Source organism: Mesorhizobium wenxiniae (assembly GCF_002284535.1).
GTDB classification, from domain to species: domain Bacteria; phylum Pseudomonadota; class Alphaproteobacteria; order Rhizobiales; family Rhizobiaceae; genus Mesorhizobium; species Mesorhizobium wenxiniae.
On sequence record NZ_NPKH01000024.1, the window covers coordinates 25,445 to 41,308 of the forward strand.

14 protein-coding genes are annotated in these 15,864 nt (G+C 62.8%); 8 read left to right on the forward strand and 6 right to left on the reverse strand.

The features are described 5' to 3' along the window. Positions 1–90 precede the first annotated feature (90 nt). From dnaQ to CIT31_RS19520, 5 genes are all read right to left on the reverse strand, one after another. Entirely contained in the window at positions 91–810 is a 720-nt protein-coding gene (dnaQ, locus tag CIT31_RS19500) for a DNA polymerase III subunit epsilon (RefSeq protein ID WP_095519976.1), read from the reverse strand. A gap of 85 nt (positions 811–895) precedes the next feature. Further along, positions 896–1,498, reverse strand: a complete 603-nt coding sequence (coaE, locus tag CIT31_RS19505) for a dephospho-CoA kinase (protein WP_095520161.1) — start codon at positions 1,496–1,498, stop codon at positions 896–898. Positions 1,499–1,509: 11 nt separating this feature from the next. Next, positions 1,510–2,358, reverse strand: a complete 849-nt coding sequence (locus CIT31_RS19510; protein ID WP_095519977.1) for a shikimate dehydrogenase — start codon at positions 2,356–2,358, stop codon at positions 1,510–1,512. Then, a complete protein-coding gene (locus CIT31_RS19515; protein WP_095519978.1) occupies positions 2,351–2,950 on the reverse strand; it encodes a Maf-like protein in 600 nt (199 codons plus the stop codon). Before CIT31_RS19515 ends, CIT31_RS19510 begins: the two co-directional genes overlap by 8 nt. Before the next feature lie 170 nt (positions 2,951–3,120). Next, a complete protein-coding gene (locus tag CIT31_RS19520) occupies positions 3,121–3,942 on the reverse strand; it encodes a pyruvate, water dikinase regulatory protein (protein WP_029348035.1) in 822 nt (273 codons plus the stop codon). Positions 3,943–4,343: 401 nt separating this feature from the next. On the opposite strand from CIT31_RS19520, the gene hemE reads away from it, so the two are divergent. From hemE to rho, 3 genes are all read left to right on the forward strand, one after another. After that, a complete protein-coding gene (hemE, locus tag CIT31_RS19525) occupies positions 4,344–5,372 on the forward strand; it encodes a uroporphyrinogen decarboxylase (RefSeq protein ID WP_095519979.1) in 1,029 nt (342 codons plus the stop codon). Beyond that, the gene (hemJ, locus tag CIT31_RS19530) at positions 5,369–5,911 is read left to right on the forward strand and encodes a protoporphyrinogen oxidase HemJ (RefSeq protein ID WP_095519980.1); all 543 of its coding nucleotides are present in this window, start codon (positions 5,369–5,371) and stop codon (positions 5,909–5,911) included. Before hemE ends, hemJ begins: the two co-directional genes overlap by 4 nt. Positions 5,912–6,173: 262 nt before the next feature. Beyond that, positions 6,174–7,439 carry a transcription termination factor Rho gene (rho, locus tag CIT31_RS19535; RefSeq protein WP_027153631.1) on the forward strand — a complete coding sequence of 422 codons (1,266 nt, stop codon included), beginning with the start codon at positions 6,174–6,176 and terminating at the stop codon, positions 7,437–7,439. A gap of 25 nt (positions 7,440–7,464) precedes the next feature. Here rho and CIT31_RS19540 read toward each other — a convergent pair whose 3' ends face one another. After that, entirely contained in the window at positions 7,465–9,483 is a 2,019-nt protein-coding gene (locus CIT31_RS19540; RefSeq protein ID WP_095519981.1) for a thioredoxin domain-containing protein, read from the reverse strand. 63 nt (positions 9,484–9,546) lie between these two features. On the opposite strand from CIT31_RS19540, the gene mnmE reads away from it, so the two are divergent. The 5 genes from mnmE to CIT31_RS19565 all read left to right on the forward strand — a co-directional run bounded on the left by mnmE (position 9,547) and on the right by CIT31_RS19565 (position 15,665). Beyond that, complete coding sequence (gene mnmE, locus CIT31_RS19545; RefSeq protein WP_095520162.1) at positions 9,547–10,881, forward strand: tRNA uridine-5-carboxymethylaminomethyl(34) synthesis GTPase MnmE; 1,335 nt, start codon at positions 9,547–9,549, stop codon at positions 10,879–10,881. Between the two features lie 519 nt (positions 10,882–11,400). Further along, complete coding sequence (gene mnmG, locus CIT31_RS19550) at positions 11,401–13,275, forward strand: tRNA uridine-5-carboxymethylaminomethyl(34) synthesis enzyme MnmG (protein WP_095519982.1); 1,875 nt, start codon at positions 11,401–11,403, stop codon at positions 13,273–13,275. Then, positions 13,272–13,907 (forward strand): 16S rRNA (guanine(527)-N(7))-methyltransferase RsmG, encoded by a 636-nt coding sequence (gene rsmG / locus CIT31_RS19555; protein WP_095519983.1) that lies wholly within the window; start codon positions 13,272–13,274, stop codon positions 13,905–13,907. The genes mnmG and rsmG overlap by 4 nt, the downstream gene beginning before the upstream one ends. 37 nt (positions 13,908–13,944) lie before the next feature. Continuing rightward, positions 13,945–14,745, forward strand: a complete 801-nt coding sequence (locus CIT31_RS19560; RefSeq protein ID WP_084646769.1) for a ParA family protein — start codon at positions 13,945–13,947, stop codon at positions 14,743–14,745. 35 nt (positions 14,746–14,780) lie between these two features. Continuing rightward, positions 14,781–15,665, forward strand: coding sequence for a ParB/RepB/Spo0J family partition protein (locus CIT31_RS19565; protein WP_095519984.1), 885 nt, complete (start codon positions 14,781–14,783; stop codon positions 15,663–15,665). Positions 15,666–15,864: the final 199 nt, after the last annotated feature.

The following is a 15,864-nucleotide window of genomic DNA, read 5'->3' on the forward strand; positions in this document are numbered from 1 at the left end:
TTTCAGTGGCGGGTCGCAGACCTTGGAGATTACCGCGGAAACGAAACAATCGACGTTCGCTGCCGATCGCCTTCCTACCCGTCAAAATCGCTATGCCGCGGAATTTGCTTCCGCGGCGACGCGCAGCCAGAGCGCGTTTTCGCCTAATGTGCCGACCATGCTCGCGTGCGCGGTGCGCTCTGCGGCGGTCAGGCGAGAAGGCAGTGCAATCGGGCGCGCGCCGATGCTGATATCGATATCGTCGACGTTTCTCCTGCCGGCGGCCGGCGCCGTGGCGCTGTCGAGGATGAGCGCCGCCTGCTTGCCGCCGATGAGCTCGATATAGACTTCGGCCAGCAATTCGGAATCGAGCAGCGCGCCGTGCTTGGTGCGACGGGCATTGTCGATGCCGTAGCGCCGGCACAGCGCGTCAAGCGAATTGGGTCCCATCGGATGCTTGCGGCGCGCCAGCGCCAGGGTGTCGACGACAAGTCCGGGGTCAACGAGCGGATGGCCAAGCCGGCCGAATTCGACATTGAGAAAAGCGATATCGAAAGTCGCATTGTGGGCGACCAGTTTGGCGCCGTCGATGAAGGCAAGAAACTCCTCGGCGATGTCGCTGAAGGTCGGCTTTCCCATGAGATCGGCGGCGCTGATGCCATGAACGGCCTGCGCCTCCGCATGAATCGGTCGTCCTTGCGGATTGATGTAATGGTGGAAGGTGCGGCCGGTCGGGAACCGATTGACCAGCTCGATGCAGCCAAGCTCGATGACGCGGTCATCGCGGAAATCGAGACCGGTGGTTTCCGTGTCGAAGATGATCTCGCGCATCGAATCATTCCGTTGGGTCCGGCGTTATTCCAGCCGAATCGTTATGGGAACAAATTGGCAACATATTCCGCCCGATGCAAGCGCGTTAAGCAGGCTTGCCGGCCTTATCCCCCACCAGTTCGGCAACGATCGCATTGACCGCCGCGCGCGCCGCATCGAAGCCCTGTCCAGTGTCGATGATGAAATCGGCGCGCTTGCGCTTTTCGGCGTCGGGAACCTGCCTGGCCAGGATCGACGCCAGCATCTTTTGGCTCATGCCCGGCCGCGCCAGCACGCGGGCGCGCTGGATTTCGGCCGAGGCGGTGACGACCACTACCTTGTCGACGCGGTCGCGGCCACCGGTTTCGAACAGCAGCGGGACGTCGAGAACGACAAGCGGCGCGCTGGCGGCACGGTTCCGGGCCAGGAAGGCGGCGGCGTCGGCGCGGACCAGCGGGTGGATGATCGCTTCCAGCCGTTTCAAGGCTGCGGCATCGCCGAGCACCCGCTCGGCCAGCTTCGTGCGATCGACCGACCCGGATTTTGTGGTTCCGGGAAAAGCCGCCTCCACCAGCGGAGCCGCCTTGCCGGCGTAGAGGCGATGCACAGCCTCGTCCGAATCGTGGACGGGCACCCCGGCTTCGGCAAACATCCTGGCCGTAGTCGACTTGCCCATGCCGATCGATCCGGTGAGGCCGAGCACGATCATGCCTTTCACTCCTAAGTCATTCCTTGGGCACCGAGATCGGCGACGATCATCTGCCGCAATTCGGCAGTGACCTCCGGCCTGATGCCGAACCAGCGCTCGAAGCCGGGCACCGCCTGGTGCAGCAGCATGCCGAGGCCGTCTACGGTCTTCAGGCCCCGCGCTTTGGCTGCGGCCAGCAACGGCGTTTCCAGCGGCACATAGACAATGTCGGTGACGATGGCATGGTCCGGCAGCCTGCGGGGATCGGCGGACAGGCCTCCATGGCCATGCATGCCGAGCGCTGACGTGTTGACCAGCAGGCCGGCATCGGCAAGCAACTCGCCGGTCGCGTGCGTGCCATGGGCCGAGACGCCGGCGCCGAAGCGGTGGCGCAATTCCTCGGCTCGGGCGAGCGTTCGGTTGACGATGCGGATGTCACTGATGCCGCGTTCCATCAACGCATGGATGACCGCGCGGGCGGCGCCGCCGGCACCGAGCACCACGGCCGGGCTATTTGCGGCCCAGCCCGGCGCATGCCCGTCGAGATTGGCGGCAAAGCCATGGGCGTCGGTGTTGCTGCCGCACAGACTTCCGCCCTCGGACCACAGCGTGTTGACGGCACCGATCTGTTCGGCCGCATCGTCGCGGCGCGTCGCCAGCGCGAAGGCGGCCTCCTTGTGCGGGATGGTGACGTTGCCGCCACGGTAGCCAGTCGCCTCGAGCGTTCTCACGAATTCGGCAAAAGCCTCCGGCGCGACGTCGATGGCCCGGTAGCTGCCGTCGATACCGTATTTCGCCAGCCAATAGGAGTGGATCTTCGGCGACCGGGAATGCGCGACCGGGTGGCCGATGACGAATGCCTTTTTCGCAGCCTCAGCCATCGATGGCGCCGAGGTCACGCAGCTTGGCCAGAGCGGGCAGAAGCGGCAGGCCGACGATGGTGAAGTAGTCGCCTTCTATTCTTTCGAACAGCTGGATGCCTTCGCCTTCGATCTGGTAGGCGCCGACGCTGGACAGCGCCTTGGCGCCGACCCGCGCCAGATGGCGGCCGATGAAGGCCGCATCGAGCTTTCGCATGGTCAGGCTGGCAATGCCGACATGCCGCCACAGAACCGCACTGTTGCGGGCCAGCACCACGGCGCTGTTGAGCTGGTGGGTCTTTCCCGACAGCGCCAAGAGATGGCGGCGCGCGCCTTCCATGTCGACCGGCTTGTGGAACAGTTCGTCGCCGAGCGACAGCGTCTGGTCGCAGCCAAGCACCAGGGCGCCGGGCTTTCGCTCGCTGACCTCGGTGGCCTTGGCCTCGGCAAGCACCAAGGCGACGTCTTCAGGCGAGATACCGCTGTCTTTCAGTGGCGCCTCAAGCGCGCGCTCGTCGACTTCCGCCGGAACCGCCTCGACCGCCACGCCGGCATTGACAAGCAGCGCCTTGCGGAACGGGCTGCCCGAGGCAAGGATGATTTTTTCGGCCATTTTTTATCGCCCGATTCCTGACGCTCACTAGAGTGTGTCGAGATTCAGGTCAGGCCGAGTCGAAAATGGTGGCTTCCGAGAACCGGAGCGGAGCGTACTTTTCGTACGTGAGCACCGGAAGCGCAGGAAGCCGCCGTTTGCAGGCCGGCATCACCTGAATATCACACGCCCTAGCGCGTCTTGCCGCGCAGGGCAACGATAGCCGCCGCCGTCTCTTCAATCGAGCGGCGGCTGACGTCGATCATCGGCCAGCCATGCCGGGTGCAGATCTGGCGGGCATAGGCGAGCTCTTCGGCGATCGCGGCGCGGTCGACATAGTCGGTCGGCTCGTAGGCGCTGGTGTTGCCGAGGATGCGGTTCTGGCGGACCTGAGAGATGCGCTCGGCGGTGGCGATCAGCCCGACGATCAGCGGTTTCGTGGCGTTGACCAGGCTTTCCGGTACCGGCACGCCCAGCACGATCGGGATGTTGGCGGTCTTGATGCCCCGATTGGCGAGATAGATGCTGGTCGGCGTCTTCGAGGTGCGCGAAATGCCAACGAGCACGATGTCGGCGTCGTCCATATTGGCGGGCAGCTGGCCGTCGTCATGCTCCATGGTGAAATTGAGCGCGTCGATGCGGCGAAAATATTCGGCGTCGAGAACATGCTGGGCGCCGACGCGGCGGCCGGCCGGCGTGCCGAGATAGGATTGGAACACAGTCAGCACCGGTTCCAGCACGGAGACGCAAGGCAGGCCCATGGCGGCGCAGCGTTCGTCGATACCGCGGGCGAGCTTTTGGTCGACGACCGTATAGAGGATGATGCCCGGCTCCTCCTCGATGTCCTCGAACACTTTCGTCACCTGCTTTTCGGTGCGGATGAGCGGGTAGATATGCTCGATGGCGCGCGCATCCTTATATTGCGCGGAGGCCGCGCGGCCGGCCGCCAGCAGCGTTTCACCGGTGGCATCGGAAATCAGGTGAAGGTGAAAGAAGCTCTGGGGTTTGTTCACAGGGGTTCGTTCCAAGCTGTGGGCCGATGTGGATAAGGTCGGTCGGAAAGATCGGCCGGTCGGAGGCGACTGTATCAGATGCCAGTTTGTCCACAATTCGATGCGCTGTCGGCTTCGTCGGGCGGCTGGGACAAGTTCGGGGACGGGCTTTTTTGACTCTGCCTCATCCACAGGCCGGTTTTCTTTGCGCGCCCATAACGCATTGACCTAAATCCGAAATTTCCAACTGTCCCCAATCCCCTCCTACCCGGCAGAAGAAGCACGCGACAATATGCTGGCTGGCGTTTTCCGGGGCAAAGCGGGACAGGAGACAACCACCGATACCAACAGACTCTTAGAATCATAAGATTCCTAGAAATAGAAGATTTAATTATAGAGAAGCTTGGAGAGGCGAGCGCTGAATGCCCGAAAACCGGATCATGCTGGACGTGTTGAAGGGCAAGGCTGCGTTTCCGCCGCCGCTCTGGATGATGCGCCAGGCCGGCCGCTATTTGCCGGAATATCGGGAGACACGCAGGCGGGCCGGATCGTTCCTCGATCTTTGCTACGATCCCGATCTTGCTGTGGAGGTAACGCTGCAGCCGATAGAACGCTTTGGCTTCGATGCATCGATCCTGTTTTCCGACATTCTGGTCGTGCCGCATGCGCTGGGCCGCGACGTGCGTTTCGAGGAGGGACGCGGGCCGCTGTTGGCGCCGATCTCGGCGGCGGAGATTGCGGCTCTCGACGGCGAAACGTTTCACGTGAATCTCGAACCGGTCTACGAGACGGTCAGACGGCTGCGGACAAAACTGCCTGATGAAACGACGCTGATCGGCTTCTGCGGCGCGCCGTGGACGGTGGCGACCTATATGATCGCCGGCCACGGCACCTCAGACCAGGCGCCGGCGCGGCTGTTCGCCTATCGCGAGCCGGCGGCTTTCCTGCATCTGCTGAACGTACTTGTCGATTACTCGGCCGCCTATCTCATCCGCCAGATCGAAGCAGGCGCCGATGTGGTGCAGGTTTTTGACTCGTGGTCCGGCGTGCTCGACGAAGTGTCTTTCGAGGCCTTTTGTGTCGGGCCGATGGCGGAGATCGTCAGGCAGGTACGGGCCGTGCATCCCAACGTTCCGATCATCGGGTTTCCCAAGGGCGCCGGCGCCCACTACCGGAGCTATCGCCAGAAGACCGGCGTGACGGGGCTGGGGCTCGACTGGACCGTGCCGTTGACGACGGCAAAGGAACTGCAGCGCGACGGCGCCGTACAGGGCAATCTCGATCCGTTACGGCTGGTGGCCGGCGGCAAGGCTCTAGCCGACGGCGTCGACGCTATCTTGAAAGCACTGGGCGATGGACCGCTGATCTTCAATCTCGGGCACGGCATCACGCCGGAAACGCCGATCGCGCATGTCGAGGCGATGGTGAAACTGGTGCGGAGCGCATCATGACGATGATGGGGAATAGCACCGCGGAAGGTGGTGCTGGCGCAATGCGCCGCGCGGCGATAGCGATTGCGGTTTTCCTCTTGTTAGCTGGGCTTCTGTTCCTGTTTGGGCCAGATGATTTCTATCCCTGGGCAAAGGCGATCCATGTCATTGCCGTCATCTCCTGGGTGGCGGGCATGCTCTATCTGCCGCGGCTGCTGGTTTATCATGCCGATGCGGAGAAAGGCTCCGTCCAGTCGGAAACCTTCAAGGTGATGGAGCGCCGGCTGCTGCGCGGCATCATCAATCCGGCCATGATCATCACCTGGGTATTCGGGCTCTGGCTGGCCTGGAAAGGCTTTGGTTTTCAGGGCGGATGGCTGCATGCCAAGATCGCCGCGGTGCTCGGGCTCTCGGCCGTTCATGGCTATCTGGCCGGCGCGGTGCGCAAATTCGCCGAGGACCGCAATGAAAAACCGGCGAGGCACTGGCGGATCGTCAACGAGTTCCCCACATTACTGATGATCGTCATCGTCGTGCTGGTCATCGTGAAGCCGTTTTGACGCCACCGCATCGACCCGAAAATCGGGATCGATTTTCGGAAAGGACGATGCGGAACTCAAAAAGTCTTACAGCGTCCTTTGCGCGTCGAGAGAGACGCGCGGCGCTCCCAAAAGGCGGCTTGCTCTTTTAGTCGACCGACGATAAAAGACGGGTCTTCCTTCCCGTCATGCGCCGCCCCATTCATCGCTTCGGCCGCGCCCGGCATTTGTCGCATCCCGCCGATATTTTCCCCATGCTTAGTCACTCAGAGTCCGTCTAATGATGCAAGAAATGAAACTCACCGAGTTCAAGAACAAGAAACCGCCAGAGCTGATCGCTTATGCCGAATCGCTCGAGGTCGAGAACGCCAGTGTGATGCGCAAGCAGGAGCTGATGTTCGCAATCCTGAAGCGGCTGGCGACCCAGGATATCGAGATCATCGGCGACGGTGTGGTCGAAGTGCTTCAGGACGGTTTTGGCTTCCTGCGCTCGGCCAATGCCAATTACCTGCCGGGCCCCGACGATATTTATATTTCGCCGTCGCAGATCCGCCGGTTCTCGCTAAAGACCGGCGATACCGTCGAAGGCCCGATCCGCAGCCCGAAGGAAGGCGAGCGCTATTTCGCGCTGCTCAAGGTCAACACGATCAATTTCGACGACCCCGAAAAGATCCGCCACAAGATCCATTTCGACAATCTGACGCCGCTTTATCCGACCTCGCGGCTGAAGATGGAAATGGACGTTCCGACCTCGAAGGACATCTCGGCGCGCGTCATCGACCTGGTGGCGCCGCTCGGCAAAGGCCAGCGCGCCCTGATCGTGGCGCAGCCGCGAACCGGCAAGACGGTGCTGTTGCAGAACATCGCCCATTCGATCACCACCAATCATCCGGAATGCTATTTGATCGTGCTGCTGATCGACGAGCGGCCGGAGGAAGTCACCGATATGCAGCGCTCGGTGAAGGGCGAGGTCGTCTCCTCGACCTTCGACGAGCCGGCGGTGCGCCACGTCCAGGTCGCCGAAATGGTGATCGAGAAGGCGAAGCGCCTGGTCGAGCACGGGCGCGACGTCGTCATCCTGCTGGATTCGATCACCCGCCTCGGCCGTGCCTACAACACCGTCGTGCCGTCATCCGGCAAGGTGCTGACCGGCGGCGTCGACGCCAATGCCTTGCAGCGGCCGAAGCGCTTCTTCGGCGCAGCCCGCAACATCGAGGAAGGCGGCTCGCTGACCATCATCGCCACCGCGCTGATCGACACCGGCAGCCGCATGGACGAGGTCATCTTCGAAGAGTTCAAGGGCACCGGCAATTCGGAAATCGTGCTCGACCGCAAGGTGGCCGACAAGCGCATCTACCCGGCCATGGACATCCTCAAGTCCGGCACCCGCAAGGAAGACCTTCTGGTCGCGCGCCAGGACTTGCAGAAGATCTTCGTGCTGCGCCGCATCCTGGCGCCGATGGGCACAACCGACGCCATCGAGTTCCTGATCGACAAGCTCAAGCAGACCAAGACGAATGCGGATTTCTTCGACTCGATGAACACGTAAGGGGTCAGGCGAGGCAGCCCCTCACCTATCCGCGCCGCAACTGCCGCTCGAGCTCCTCAGCGTCCGTTATCACCGGTAGGCAGACCTGCCCGGTGCACAGCCAGGCGCCGGGCTCGATCGTTGGCGGCAAAACGCCGCCTGGCAGCGTCGCCAGGTTTGTCGCCGAGCCGACCGACACGATAGTGTCGACCCGGCGGGGGTCCGGATTTCGATTCGCAACCGGAACAAGCCCGGGGTTCTCTTGGTCGTCCACCAGCACCAGTTTCAACGGCTCGATCGCCAAGGCACAGGCGTTGACGATACCTGCCTGGCCATAGGCCTGATGCGCTGCACGGCCGGCCGCGTGTTCGGCGACCTTCCAGGTCTTTTCCTGTAATTCAAGATCGCCCGAAAGCGAGGACAATCGGACCATGGCCTCGATGATCTGGCCGGTGGCTGACGGGATGGCCTCGTCGACATCGCCCCTGATACGGATCGGCACGTCGGCACTGTCCGACGCGGTGAGGTAGTAGCCGGTGTTGTTCTCATCGCTATGCCATTGATCGAGCTGCGCGATGAATTGGCCAGCCAGCTCGGTGTAACGCGATGTGCCGGTAGCTTCAAACAAGGAGATCGCGGCGTTGACCATGGCGGCGTAGTCGCTCGACAGCGCCGGGAAAAGCCTCTTTGCGCCAAGCATCGAATGCGGCAAGCGACTGTCTCGACCCGCGCTGGCAATGGCAGCGAAGGCCTGCTCCGCCGCCTCGATCCAGTCGGTCCGTTTCAGGGAACGACCGGCTTCGGCGAGAGCCGCGATGACCAGGCCGTTCCAATCGGTCAGGATTTTTCCGTCACGCCCGGGTCTGACGCGCTGCTCCCGGGCTGCTAGCATTTTTTCTTTTATGGGAATGAGCCGGTCGCGATCGGCCACGCTTTGCGTTTGCTGGGCTTCGGTCTGGTGGATGATCGGCTTGCCCTCCCAGCCATGCGGGGCGACAATCGTAAAGTGTTTGAAAAATAAAGCCGAGTCGTCGCCAAGAGCGGTTTCTATCTCATCCTTGCTCCAGGTGTAGAACAGTCCCTCCTCGCCCTCGCTGTCGGCGTCGAGGCTGGCAGCGAATGCACTGCCGTCGACGCGCATCTCGCGCAAGAGCCAGTCGATCGTCTCTTCGAGTCGTATCCGGAACAATTCGTTGCCGGTGGCGGCATAGGCCCAATTGCACAGCCGAATGAGCTGCGCGTTGTCGTAAAGCATTTTTTCGAAATGCGGCACCAGCCACTCGGCATCGGTCGAGTAGCGGCTCAACCCACCGCCGATATGGTCATAGATGCCGCCGCGCAGCATCTGCTCGAGGCTGAGTAGGACGGCGTCGCGATGGGCTGTGTGGCGATCGCGCAGCCAGGACAGCCAGAGCGTTTGCATGAACGGCGCATTGGGGAATTTGGGCGCGCCGCGCAGGCCGCCCAAATCCCTGTCGATCATGCCTTCTATGCCGTTGGCGAGTGTCGCCAGCGTGTCGCGGTCGAGCACGGCCTTGGCATGCGAGCCCGCCAGCCGCGCCTCGACGTGCGTGGTCAGCCCGTCAGCGCTTTGGTTAACGCTTTCTTTCTTCTCCCGCCACGCCTTGTCGACCGCCTCGAGTACCTGGACGAAGCCCGCACGGCCGTAGCGTGCCTCGCGCGGAAAATAGGTGCCGCCCCAGAAAGGCTTTCCGTCCGGCGTCAGAAACATGGTCAGCGGCCATCCACCCTGTTCGCCCATCGAGGACAGCGCCGCCATATAGATCTGGTCGATGTCCGGCCGCTCCTCGCGATCCACCTTGATATTGACGAAGAGACGGTTCATGACTGCGGCAACGTCGTCATTCTCGAAGCTTTCGTGCGCCATGACATGGCACCAGTGGCAGGCGGCGTAACCGACCGAGAGCAGGATCGGCCGCTCCAGCGCCCTTGCTTCGGCGAGCGACGCCGGCGACCATGCCCGCCAATGCACAGGGTTGCCGCTATGCTGCTGCAGGTAGGGGCTGGCCTCTTCGGCAAGCAGATTTTGCGCCGGCAATGTCACGCTCGATAACTCGGCAATTGTCAATGAATAAGCGAAGCTAGGGCGGTGGTGCTGGGTCGGCAAATGATTTCAGGTGATTCGATTGTTGCCCTGTCGAGCGGTCGCCTGCCCGCCGGCGTTGCCGTGATCCGGATTTCCGGCCCACAAACTCGATTCGTTATCGAAACAATTGCCGGTTCCATGGTTGGGAACCGTGTTGCGACCTATCGGAAGTTCAGGACGCCCGACGGATCGGTGCTGGACAACGGCCTGGTCGTTCTCTTTGCCGGCCCCAACAGCTTCACTGGCGAAGATATCGCCGAATTCCATGTCCATGGCGGGCGCGCCGTTGTGGCAAAGATGCTGGAGACGATCGCCGGCTTTGACGGCATCAGGCATGCCGAGCCGGGTGAATTCACTCGCCGCGCCTTTCTCAACGGCAAGGTCGATCTGGTCGAGACCGAGGCGCTGGCCGATCTCGTCAACGCCGAGACGGAGGCACAGCGGCGCTTTGCCGTTCAGAATGCCGAGGGTGTGCAGAGCGAGCTCTATTTGGGCTGGCGCCGTCGGCTCATCCATGCGCGGGCGATGATCGAAGCCGAGATCGATTTTGCCGATGAAGACGATGTGCCGGGTTCCGTTGCAGAGACGGTCTGGTCGGACGTGTGGGCGATGATCGACGAGATCGAACGGCATGTCCGGGGGTTCCGGGCCGCCGAAATCATCCGCGATGGGTTCGAGGTCGTCATCCTCGGCGCGCCGAATGCCGGCAAATCGAGCCTGTTCAACGCACTGGCCCGGCGCGAGGCGGCGATCGTCACGGAAGAGCCCGGTACGACCCGCGATCTGCTCGAAGTGGTGCTGGACCTGGAGGGGATGCGCATAAGAGTGACGGATACTGCCGGTCTGCGGGAGAAGCCTGGCAGGATCGAGGCGATTGGCATCGAAAGGGCAAGGAGCAAGGCCGGAACCGCCGATCTGCTGCTCGTGTTGGAGGATATGGCGGAGCCGATTGCAGCGGGCGCACTGCCGGCCGGTGTTCCATCATTGAGGGTCGGGACGAAAGTCGATCTGTTGCAAGGCAAGCCGCGGGCGTCCTTGCTTGGGACACCTTATGATGCGGTTATCTCGACCAGGGACGGTACGGGGCTGGCGGAGTTGCTGGCGGAGATCGGCCATCGCGCCGCGGCGCAAATTGGCAAGGTAGGCGATATCCTGCCGTCGCGGCTGCGGCACGTCGAGCTTCTCAACGAGACGAAACGCTTCCTGCTTGCGGCAGTGACAGGCAATGAGCGCGGGCAGGAGCTGCGGGCCGAGGAACTGCGGCTTGCGGCGGATAGGCTCGGCCGGATTGTCGGCGCCGTCGACGTCGAGGACATGTTCGACGTCATTTTCGCGCAGTTCTGTATCGGCAAATGACTCACGTGAAACATTGCAGACCGGCCGGCTTCGGGTGATTCACGTGAAACGCTGAGCGTTGCGGCAGGAGGAGACCGGTCTCGGCCCCTCACTTCTGTGATCGGCGTAGGCCCTCCATGGCTTGGGCGGAGCGAACGCGAGGCGGGAGCATAGGCCCTAGGATCCATGGCCGTAACGCCAGCCGAACAATGCGGCGGCTTGGAAATGTCGGTTGCATTCGCAACGCCGCTGCCGGGCAGTCTGTTCGGGTCCCGGTGCATGGCCGTCACATAAGGGCATGGATCCCAGGGTCTCCGCGACGTCGCTTCGCCCCTGCTCCGCCCTAGGATGACGAAGGGGGGATCACTTGGCAAATCTCCGAAGGTTCGCGATACTCTGCGATGGACTGGTCGCCGCCCGCCAAGATCGCAGTGCCAGCGCATCAGTTGCATTGTTTCACGTGAAACGATTCGTCGAGCGTCCTTGACAGCGCAGGTTGTCGGCGACATGTGTCGGTCGACTGGAATTCGGGATTCTGAAATGACCGATCGCTTTGATGTGGTTGTGGTGGGCGGCGGCCATGCTGGTTGCGAGGCGGCCAGCGCTGCCGCGCGCACAGGCGCGAAAACGGCTTTGGTGACGCTGCGCTTCGAGACGATCGGCGTCATGTCCTGCAATCCGGCGATCGGTGGGCTCGGTAAGGGGCATCTGGTTCGCGAGATCGACGCCATGGACGGATTGATGGGGCGCGTCGCCGATGCGGCCGGCATCCAGTTCCGTTTGCTCAACCGCCGCAAGGGACCTGCCGTGCGGGGGCCGCGCACGCAAGCGGACCGGAAGCTGTACCGGCTCGCCATGCAGGCGGCGATTCGCGAGCAGGCCGGTCTCGACGTCGTCGAGGGCGAGGTCCTGGATTTCGAAATCGTCAATGGACGCATCGCGGCCGTGCTGCTGGCCAATGGCCGCCGGCTTGCCTGTGGCGGCGTGGTGCTGACGACCGGCACCTTTCTGCGCGGGCTGATCCATATCGGTGAGAAGAAGATCGTCGCCGGCCGCATGAACGAACAGGCCAGCCTCGGCCTGTCCGCCACCATGGCGCGCGCGGGCTTCAAGCTAGGGCGGCTGAAGACCGGCACGCCGCCGCGGCTGGATGGTAGAACCATCGATTGGGCGTCGCTGGAGAGCCAGGCGGCGGATGAGCATCCGGTGCCGTTCTCGCTGATGACGGACCGCATCGACAACCCGCAGATCCATTGCGGCATCACGCGCACGACTGCGGCGACGCATGAGCTGATCCGCGCCAATCTGAGCCGTTCCGCCATGTATTCCGGCTCAATCGAAGGCGTAGGGCCGCGTTACTGCCCGTCCATCGAGGATAAGATCGTCAAGTTCGGCGACCGCGAGGGCCACCAGATTTTCCTCGAGCCGGAAGGGCTGGACGACGACACCGTCTACCCGAACGGCATTTCCACCTCGCTGCCCGAGCACGTGCAGCTCGACATTCTGAAGACCATTCCCGGCCTTGAGCGTACCACCATGCTGCAGCCCGGCTATGCCATCGAGTATGACCATGTCGATCCGCGCGAGCTCAAGCCGACGCTGGAAACAAAGCTAATTGGCGGCCTTTTCCTGGCCGGGCAGATCAACGGCACGACTGGCTACGAGGAGGCCGGCGCGCAGGGGCTGCTCGCTGGCCTCAACGCCGCGCGGCAGGCATCGACGAGCGACCAGATCGTGCTCAGCCGCACCGAGGCCTATATTGGGGTGATGGTGGACGATTTGACCAGCCGCGGCATCGCCGAACCCTACCGCATGTTCACCTCACGGGCCGAGTTCCGGCTGTCGCTGCGGGCCGACAACGCCGATGAGCGGCTGACGCCGCTGGCCACCAAGCTCGGCATCGCCTCGCGGCAACGGATGCATCGGTTTAGCGATGTCGTCCAGGACCTTGAAACGGCGCGCAAGCTTGCGCTTGGCACGACCATGACCCCCAACGAGGCGGCGCGTCATGGGCTCGAGATCAACAGGGACGGTGTGCGCCGCTCCGCTTATGAGTTGCTGGCCTATCCGGGCGTCGACGTCGCCTGGCTGGCCCGAATTGCTCCGGAGTTTGCGGCAATCAACGCCAAGACGGCCGAACGCCTCGAAACGGAGGCGAAATATTCTGTCTATCTCGACCGGCAGCAGGCCGATGTCACACAAATCAGACATGAGGAGAGCCGATTGATCCCCGCGTCGCTGGACTTTGCCTCTGTTCCGGGTCTGTCCAACGAGCTGAAGCAGAAGATGCTGGCGCGCCAGCCGCGCTCCATCGCTGATGCGCAACGCATGGAAGGCATGACACCGGCGGCGCTGGCGATCATCGTCGCGCATGTCCGCAACGCCGAGGCCGCCGCGCGAAGGAATGTTGCGTGAGCGCTGCCTCATGGGCGAGCCTGCAAGAGGCTGCCGGCCCGGTTTCACGTGAAACATTCGACCGCCTTATGGACTTCGAGACGGTCTTCCAGAAATGGAACCGCCGAATAAACCTGGCCGCGCAATCTACGCAGGACGATGTCTGGCGCCGGCACATCCTCGACAGCGCGCAGGTTGCGCGAATCAAACCGGAGGCGAAGCGCTGGGTCGATCTCGGCTCGGGCGGCGGTTTTCCCGGCCTGGTCATTGCCTTTCTGCTCGCCGAGCGTGACGGCGCCAGGATCGATCTGGTTGAAAGCAATCGGAAAAAGGCATCGTTTCTGCAAGCGGTCGTCGGCCAATTCAGCCTGCCCGCCCGCATTATCGCGCGGCGTATTGACGACGCCTATGCGCTTGTTTCGACACCTCAAATCGTCACGGCCAGGGCGCTGGCGTCGCTTCCGGTCCTGCTCGAACTGTCGGCGCCGTGGCTGACGGCGGGCGCGTGCGGCCTGTTCCACAAAGGCCGGGATTACCGCGCCGAAGTGGCAGAAAGCGCTCAACGATGGTCGTTCGATCTGTTAGAACATGCCAGCGCGACCGACGCTCATGGCGTCATCCTCGAACTGTCTGATTTGCGCCAACTGACTTGAGATCGGCGACCTCGGAATGAATTTCTGGCATATACCCATGATGAAGAATGGCCCCCGAATCATCACCGTAGCCAACCAGAAGGGCGGCGTCGGCAAGACGACGACGGCCATCAATCTGGCCACGGCGCTAGCGGCGATCGGCGAGCGGGTGCTGATCGTCGATCTCGATCCGCAAGGCAATGCCAGCACCGGCCTCGGAATCGACCGGCGCGACCGCACCGTTTCCTCCTATGACGTTCTGACCGGCGAACTCGATCTGGAGGCGGCGGCGATCCCGACGGCGGTGCCAGGCCTGTCGATCGTGCCGTCAACGCTCGATCTCCTCGGCATCGAAATGGAGATCGCGTCGGCGCCGGACCGGGTACTGCGGCTGCGCAACGCCCTGCGCGCGTCAGCCGAGCGCTCGGCGAATTTCGGCTATGTGCTGATCGATTGTCCGCCGTCGCTCAACCTTCTGACGCTGAACTCGATGGCGGCGGCCGATTCCGTGCTGGTGCCGCTGCAATGTGAGTTCTTCGCGCTCGAAGGCTTGAGCCAGCTGCTGGAGACGGTCGAGCAGGTTCGTCGCTCGATCAATCCCGAGCTGACGATCCAGGGCATCGTGCTGACCATGTTCGACGGGCGCAACAACCTGGCCAACCAGGTGGTGCAGGACGTGCGCGCGCATATGGGCGACAAGGTCTATGAAACGGTGATTCCGCGCAATGTGCGGGTCTCCGAGGCGCCGTCCTACGGCAAGCCGGCAATCCTCTACGATCTCAAATGCTCCGGAAGCCAGGCCTATCTGCAGCTTGCCTCCGAGGTGATCCGCCGCGAGCGCAAACTGCGCGCCGCTTAGACGCTGATACAACACCGAAACGATCTGGACAGACGATGAGTGAAGACCTTTCAAGAAAAAGACTGGGGCGCGGACTGGCGGCGCTGATCGGCGAAATCGATCGTCCGGCAGCGCCGGAAAAGCAGAGCATGAATGCCGACGGCAAGGTGCCGATCGAGTTCCTGAGCCCGAACCCAAAGAATCCGCGCCGGCATTTCGGCGACGCCGACCTGACCGATCTTGCCCAGTCGATCCGCGAACATGGCGTGGTGCAGCCGGTGGTGGCACGGCCGTCGCCGACGCAGGCTGGCCGCTACGAGATCATCGCCGGCGAGCGGCGCTGGCGCGCGGCGCAGCGCGCCGGGCTGACCGAGATCCCGATCATCGTGCGCGATGTCAACGATCGCACCGCGCTTGAACTGGCGATTATCGAAAACGTCCAGCGCACCGACCTCAACCCGGTCGAGGAGGCGATGGGCTATCAGCAGCTGATCGACGATCACGGCTACACCCAGGCCGATCTCGGCCAGGTGATCGGCAAGAGCCGCAGCCACGTCGCCAACACGCTCAGGCTGCTGAAGCTGCCGGACGTGATTCGCGACATGCTGGTCGATGGAGCGCTGTCGGCCGGCCACGCCCGCACATTGGTGACGGCGCAGGATCCGGCGGGCCTGGCCAAGCGGATCGTCGAGGACGGGCTTTCGGTGCGCCAGGCCGAAGCGTTGGCGCAGATGCCGACCGGCGCTCCAACGGTAAAGCGACAGCCAGCAGCACCGGCACAGAAGGATGCCGATACGCTGGCGCTGGAAAAATTGATGACCGGCACGATCGGCATGATCGTCACCATCGAGCACAAGGAACGCGGCGGCGTGATCAGCGTCGCTTACCGGACACTGGAGCAACTCGACGAGCTCTGCCGGCGTCTGAAGCAGGAGCGGTAGGCGGTTGAGGCAAGACGATATTTAGCCGGCAAATAAGGTTCCAGCTTAGGATAACGCATCGTGTCAATGGATAAGAAAAAACGGCCGGCCACTGAGCCCGGCCCTTTCTTTTGCGATGCTGGTGAATTGGCGAATCGTCAGAGCAATCAATCTCCCCCTTGAGGGGTCCTTGAGGGGAGATGGCCGGCAGGCCAGAAGG

Bases quoted from the DNA above. Each gene is read 5' to 3' on its own strand.
- coaE (WP_095520161.1), bottom strand. From the start codon at position 1,498: ATGATCGTGCTCGGCCTCACCGGATCGATCGGCATGGGCAAGTCGACT.
- mnmE (WP_095520162.1), top strand. From the start codon at position 9,547: ATGATTTCAGGTGATTCGATTGTTGCCCTGTCGAGCGGTCGCCTGCCC.
- rho (WP_027153631.1), top strand. From the start codon at position 6,174: ATGCAAGAAATGAAACTCACCGAGTTCAAGAACAAGAAACCGCCAGAG.
- hemJ (WP_095519980.1), top strand. From the start codon at position 5,369: ATGACGATGATGGGGAATAGCACCGCGGAAGGTGGTGCTGGCGCAATG.
- CIT31_RS19565 (WP_095519984.1), top strand. From the start codon at position 14,781: ATGAGTGAAGACCTTTCAAGAAAAAGACTGGGGCGCGGACTGGCGGCG.
- dnaQ (WP_095519976.1), bottom strand. From the start codon at position 810: ATGCGCGAGATCATCTTCGACACGGAAACCACCGGTCTCGATTTCCGC.
- CIT31_RS19515 (WP_095519978.1), bottom strand. From the start codon at position 2,950: ATGGCCGAAAAAATCATCCTTGCCTCGGGCAGCCCGTTCCGCAAGGCG.
- CIT31_RS19560 (WP_084646769.1), top strand. From the start codon at position 13,945: ATGATGAAGAATGGCCCCCGAATCATCACCGTAGCCAACCAGAAGGGC.
- hemE (WP_095519979.1), top strand. From the start codon at position 4,344: ATGCCCGAAAACCGGATCATGCTGGACGTGTTGAAGGGCAAGGCTGCG.
- mnmG (WP_095519982.1), top strand. From the start codon at position 11,401: ATGACCGATCGCTTTGATGTGGTTGTGGTGGGCGGCGGCCATGCTGGT.
- CIT31_RS19510 (WP_095519977.1), bottom strand. From the start codon at position 2,358: ATGGCTGAGGCTGCGAAAAAGGCATTCGTCATCGGCCACCCGGTCGCG.